9 protein-coding genes and 2 pseudogenes are annotated in these 5463 nt (G+C 42.8%); 10 read left to right on the plus strand and 1 reads right to left on the minus strand.

Annotated elements, in window-relative coordinates; translation table 11 throughout:
• Positions 1-87: 87 nt before the first annotated feature.
• The 8 genes and pseudogenes from MICAI_RS22705 to MICAI_RS00035 form a co-directional block, all read left to right on the plus strand.
• Positions 88-264: pseudogene (locus tag MICAI_RS22705) on the plus strand (BrnT family toxin); the annotation flags it as partial.
• Positions 251-502 carry a hypothetical protein gene (locus tag MICAI_RS00010; RefSeq protein ID WP_002793757.1) on the plus strand — a complete coding sequence of 84 codons (252 nt, stop codon included), beginning with the start codon at positions 251-253 and terminating at the stop codon, positions 500-502. The pseudogene MICAI_RS22705 and the gene MICAI_RS00010, both read left to right, overlap by 14 nt.
• Positions 503-519: 17 nt before the next feature.
• Entirely contained in the window at positions 520-654 is a 135-nt protein-coding gene (locus MICAI_RS27490) for a hypothetical protein (RefSeq protein ID WP_255348742.1), read from the plus strand.
• A gap of 436 nt (positions 655-1090) precedes the next feature.
• Positions 1091-1306 (plus strand): hypothetical protein, encoded by a 216-nt coding sequence (locus MICAI_RS00015; RefSeq protein ID WP_008195782.1) that lies wholly within the window; start codon positions 1091-1093, stop codon positions 1304-1306.
• A 1-nt stretch (position 1307) separates the two neighbouring features.
• A complete protein-coding gene (locus MICAI_RS00020) occupies positions 1308-1625 on the plus strand; it encodes a DUF4258 domain-containing protein (protein ID WP_002779213.1) in 318 nt (105 codons plus the stop codon).
• Positions 1564-1842 carry a YgiT-type zinc finger protein gene (locus MICAI_RS00025; protein ID WP_002755282.1) on the plus strand — a complete coding sequence of 93 codons (279 nt, stop codon included), beginning with the start codon at positions 1564-1566 and terminating at the stop codon, positions 1840-1842. Before MICAI_RS00020 ends, MICAI_RS00025 begins: the two co-directional genes overlap by 62 nt.
• A 136-nt stretch (positions 1843-1978) precedes the next feature.
• A complete protein-coding gene (locus MICAI_RS00030; RefSeq protein WP_008195798.1) occupies positions 1979-2263 on the plus strand; it encodes a hypothetical protein in 285 nt (94 codons plus the stop codon).
• A complete protein-coding gene (locus tag MICAI_RS00035) occupies positions 2260-2538 on the plus strand; it encodes a hypothetical protein (RefSeq protein WP_008195800.1) in 279 nt (92 codons plus the stop codon). The genes MICAI_RS00030 and MICAI_RS00035 overlap by 4 nt, the downstream gene beginning before the upstream one ends.
• Positions 2539-2789: 251 nt before the next feature.
• On the opposite strand, the gene MICAI_RS00040 is transcribed toward MICAI_RS00035, so the two are convergent.
• Complete coding sequence (locus tag MICAI_RS00040; protein ID WP_008195802.1) at positions 2790-3557, minus strand: ABC transporter ATP-binding protein; 768 nt, start codon at positions 3555-3557, stop codon at positions 2790-2792.
• A 456-nt stretch (positions 3558-4013) separates the two neighbouring features.
• Between MICAI_RS00040 and MICAI_RS00045 the strand changes: the two genes are divergently transcribed.
• Both MICAI_RS00045 and MICAI_RS22715 read left to right on the plus strand, forming a co-directional pair.
• Positions 4014-5090: an AI-2E family transporter gene (locus MICAI_RS00045; protein WP_008195803.1), complete on the plus strand. Its 1077-nt coding sequence runs from the start codon at positions 4014-4016 to the stop codon at positions 5088-5090.
• Positions 5091-5244: 154 nt separating this feature from the next.
• A pseudogene (locus tag MICAI_RS22715) lies at positions 5245-5388 on the plus strand (transposase); the annotation flags it as partial.
• Between the last annotated feature and the right edge of the window lie 75 nt (positions 5389-5463).

Here is a 5463-nt window from a genome sequence, read left to right on the forward strand (position 1 = left end):
AGCTTTTTGTGTCAAAATGATAGAAGTGTGAATAAACGAAGCAAAATTGGCTCTCCCGTACTTGTGATGATAACAAAAAATTGCTGATACAAAATTTTCGATGATCCAGAGCATTCTGAGAGCGAGGAACGATATCTGATTGTTGGCGAGTCAGATCGAGGGCGATTGTTAATTGTATCCTATACTGAAAGAGGAGATGTAATTCGACTCATTAGTGCAAGGGAAGTGACGCAAACCGAACGAGAAGCTTATGAAGAGGGATGAGCCAGAAATGGAAGATGATTTACGGACAGAGTATGACTTGAAGCACCTCCGAGTTAGAAAGTTAGGCTCTGGAAGAAAAAGCTTTGGTGGAGTCACTGTCCGCTTGGAGCCTGATGTCGCAGAAATGTTTCCCACTGCTGATGCGGTTAACGAAGCCTTAAGATTGTTGATCAGAGTAATGCGAGATAACAAAACTCTTGCTTCTACAGTACAGGCTAACCTAAAGGCTGAGTCCTGACAAAATGCAGGGCGGGATTGAGTATTTATAAGAAAGCGAAGGGAATGGCGATTGACATCCTCGCCGCCGTAAAACGGACGGCGATTCCTCACCACGCCACTTTTTTAGGGTGGTCGCTGAACGGGGTTGACGCTTCACCGAAAAACGCTTAATTGCTTAAGTCTGACTCTTTCGACCCGTCCGTTTTGAGTGTCCGAATGCCCTCCGGCCACTTTGAACAAGTCGAAAAAATCTCATGTTCAACCTTATTTCCTAGAAAGTTTTACTCGTTCAAGGCCGAATTTGAATTCTTTTCTGAACAAAACCCCCTACTATCTGTTGTCAAGGTTCAGTTTTTAGCTTGGTTATCGCTTTTTCCATTGTAGCTTAAAGCCGTCCTAAAAGGACGGGGTTTTAACCCAAATTTTCGATAAAGCTATAGTCTCGAATTAGATGCGATCACGCTATATTTGTAGAGGGCGATCGCTTTTTGTGTTATAATCCTAGTACAGCCTGGCAAATTCCTTTTCTGTAGGGGCGTATGGCATACACCCTCCCTTAGATAACCTTTTCTTATCACCACAAATACGGGAGAGCCGAAAAATTACTATGAAAGTTAAAACAGATTTGACGATTCCTGAGATTGATGAAATTAGAAAAGAGGGGGTTAAAGCTCTTGTAGAGAGATTGGGAATTGCTAAAGCGGCCTTCTTTCTAAGAGAAACAGCATCCCAACCTCTAAATTATTTAGAAACTAAAGATCAGTTATTTGGTGAAATGACAGCGACGGATATTTACGCTCAAAGTAAAGGCGGCTATCACTGAAATGATTGAGGAAATTCGTCAAAAAGTTAGACAAAACCAATTTGAATTTTCTCAACACGCTGTCAATCAAAGTATCCTGCGTCAGATCAGTGTTCAAGAATTACGGGAGGCGATGGAACAAAGCGAAATTATTGAAGATTATCCGGCTGATAAGTATGGCGCAAGCTGTTTACTTTTGGGATTTACTCTAATTAATAGAGCCTTACACATTCATTGTAGCTATCCCTCTCGCCCTTTGCTCAAAATTATTACCCTATATGAACCCGATCCAAATTTATGGATTGATTTTAAATCAAGGAGAACACCAGATGTCAACTAATTCTAGACAAGAAACCTTAATTGAACAAGAAGTTACCTATACCCTTGAAATCAATGGCAATTTTTTCATTATAGAAAATGTCCCCGCTAGAGTCTGTGTAGAAACGGGAGAGCGTTTTTTTGCACCAGAAACTGTCGAACGCTTGCAGGAAATTATCTGGGAAAATAAGCGACCAAAACGGGTAATTGAAACACCAGTATTTGACTTTGCTAGTTAGTTTTTAATAGAAAAATGGCAAATTGAGCAACAATTGAAGTCTTAAATTAGGGGCAATTGCGCTCTATTGATAGAGGGTGATCGCTTTTTTGGGTTATAATAGTTAAAGACACGATAAATTGATTCAAGTCAAGCCCATGCCACTAACTCTTAATTTAACAGCGGAAATCGAACAATATCTCAGCCAAAAAGCGAGGGAGAAAGGTCTTTCTCTAGAAGCTTATGTCCTAAAGTTGCTCAAGGATACTATTTTAGAACAAGAACAACAGACCAAACTGGTTAATTTACTTCAATCTTGGATTGATGAAGAAGATGAACAGGAACAACAAGAAACAGGTAAATATTTAATCGAAGCACTCGATCAAGATCGTTTATCTGAGCGTCCTTTATTTCCGGCTCACTTAAAGGGAGTAACTTGGTGAATAGAGTAGTTTTATTAGATACGGGAATTATCGGTTTAATTACTAATCCTAAGCGAGCGCCTGAAAGTCTAGCTTGTAATTGTTGGCTACAAACGCTAATTAAAGCAGCTATTAGGGTTATTCTTCCAGAAATTGCTGATTATGAGGTGCGTCGAGGGTTGTTACGCACTAACAAGATTAAAGGAATTAAGCGACTGGATGAGTTAGCATGGGTTACGCTACCGCTAACCCATCCTACAAATAATTGTGCGTCCGTACTTATGACAAAATATTGATCGGGAGAAACTTTAACTCTTTTTTTGACTATCTCTGGTAATTAAATAATCATTGTTAAGTAGCTGGTTATAATTAAATTAAAAATGGATTTTAGTTTCGATTCCCCCTCAGTCCTAGAGTTGATTCATAGTAGGGTTGATTCATGAATCAACCCTACCCTTAGTCCCCCCTTGATAAGGGTGGTGTCTGATAATTTTTAACGCCTACCTACTTATCTCCCATTAACCTGAAGAGTAATTATCTAAAATCCTTATTCATCCCCTAAATAAGCTTCAATCACTGCGCGATTCTCCCTGACTGTGGCTGGATCTCCCAAAGCGATTAACTTACCGAAATCTAACACGGCCATGCGATCGCATAATCCCATCACTAAAGGCACATGATGTTCGATTAACAGGACCGTTAAAGCTAAATTATCGCGTATTTGTCGAATTAGCTGACTTAATGACCCCTTTTCGCTGGGATTCATCCCGGCTGCCGGTTCATCGAGCAGTAATAACTGGGGTTGCAAAGCTAAAGCGCGGGCAATTTCCAAGCGTCTTTGATCACCATAGGCTAAATTACGGGCTTTTCGATTGCTTTGGTCGGTTAATCCGACTAAATCTAATAATTCCCCCGCTCTTTTGTAGGTTTTTTCCTCCTCCCTTCTCGAAACTGGTAAACCCAAAATTCCCGTCCAAAGATTGGAGCTATTGTGAATGTGACCAGCGATCGCAACATTTTCTAAAGCCGATAATTCACCAAATAAGCGCAAATTCTGGAAAGTACGGGCAATTCCCGCCTGAGCGATCTGGTGAGGACGATAATTCGCCAGACTATCGCCTTGATAAATTAAATCACCACTGGATAGGGGAATTAAACCGGTGATCAGATTAAATAAAGTCGTTTTTCCCGCCCCATTGGGTCCAATTAAGCCAAAAATCTCGTTTTTTTGTACCTGAAAGGAAACCCCATCGACGGCGACTAATCCCCCAAATCGACGGGTGGCTCCCCGCACTTCTAATAAATTTGCTGGCATCCTTGTTAACAGATTAAATTAGTCGATTTTACTCGATCAAGACGGTTGGAAGTAAGCATTGCACTGACCAAAAAAAGATATTTCTCAGGAGATTTACCCTGAAAGAATCAGTTATCAAGATTTATTGGGCAATTATTTTGATCGGGAAACATTTTACACAATCCCCACCAGATCAGCAAGAAGGCTCACCACTACTAGCGAATCATACCAAATCCGTTTTTAATAGTGTGATTAACTCCCAAGTTATGAATTGTTTCTCCCCGCTCCGCTCTCCCCACCTCCCCCCGCAACGCGCACGAAGTGGTCTTCCCTCTCCCTAATTCATAATTCATAATTCATAATTCATAATTCCCACTCCCCTATACCTTCTAAACAGGATTTAGTATCACTACCGATAACGAAAAACTGCCATAATTGCAGAAATGTCCTCATCTAGCCAAAAGGCGATCGCTATTGATGAAAAATGACGCTAAAATTATCGATCTCGTTATCCGGCTGTTTTTTCTCGGCCTGTTGTTATTTGCCGGTTTCACCCTGCTGCGTCCCTTCCTAACCATGATCCTCTGGGGAGCAATTCTAGCGATCGCTTGGTATCCGATCTTTCTCTGGTTAAAAAAGTTACTCGCTGGCCGGGCGAAACTAGCCGCAGTTCTCCTCACCCTACTTTGTCTAGGGATTATTATCGGTCCGGTGAGTGGCATTGCAGCGGTTCTGGCGGGTAATCTGCGAACGCTGGCCGAGTATATCGATACTGGTGCGGCGGTGATTCCCCCTCCCCCCGACGATGTGGCCACCTGGCCGCTAATTGGCGAAAGGATTGCCAGTCTCTGGCAGCAGGCATCCGATAACACAGGTCAATTTCTTCAACGCTTCGAGCCACAATTAAAAGAACTGGGAAAAATCTCCCTTTCTCTGGCCACCAGTACCGGTCTGACAGTGCTGAAATTTATCGCCTCGATTCTGATTGCGGCAGCCCTCACCCTCTCGGCTAAAAATCTGACTCGCCCGATGAACCGATTAGCGGAAAAGATCGCCCCAGGTCGAGGAATTGCGCTGGCCGGTCTGACCGCCTCCACCGTCCGCAATGTTAGCCGCGGTATTATTGGTGTTGCTATTATCCAGAGTCTTTTGATCGGCATCGGTTTAGTGACGGTGGGAACGCCTGCGGCCGGTTTATTAACTCTCCTCACCCTAATTTTGGGTATTCTCCAAATTGGCCCCGGTTTGATTGTCTTGGGGGCGCTCATTCACGCTTGGGTAACACTACCCCATTCCATCGCCCTATTATTTACCCTCTGGATGATTCCCGCCACCTTGGTGGATAATTTTCTCAAGCCGATCTTAATGGGGCGCGGTCTGCCCATTCCCATGGTGGTGATTCTGTTAGGGGTGTTCGGGGGAGTGATCGCCTACGGGATTATCGGTTTATTCCTCGGACCGGTTCTGCTCGGTCTCTGCTACGAGTTAGTCAGAGCTTGGATTGCTGAGGATAGCCCCGAATCGTTGGTAAATAGCCATGATCAGCCAATCTAAGGGCGGATATGTCTAATTTTTACCTTAATCTTTCCAGGGAACTTAGGAAACAAAGATTAATTTAGCCACGGTTCGGGTTAAGCAGATTGAGGTAAAAGCCACTACATCTAAAGGGAAGGTTTCTTCTGTTAGTGACAGCAAGCAATCAAACCGCAGTTATTTCCAGCCAAGGACAACGAATGGATTAGTCGAGGGAATCAACAATAAACTTAAACTAATAAAACGAAGAGGCTATGGCTTTAGAAACTTTCGGAATTTTTGGGTTAGAAGTAGGTTGTCTTGGCATCTTGTATGTTAATTTAGCATAATCAGTAACAAAGAGCAGGCTTGTCTTTTGCCTAACCATAAACAGGAAGAATTGAACGGGAGCATC

The organism is Microcystis sp. T1-4, assembly GCF_000297435.1.
Taxonomy (GTDB): domain Bacteria; phylum Cyanobacteriota; class Cyanobacteriia; order Cyanobacteriales; family Microcystaceae; genus Microcystis.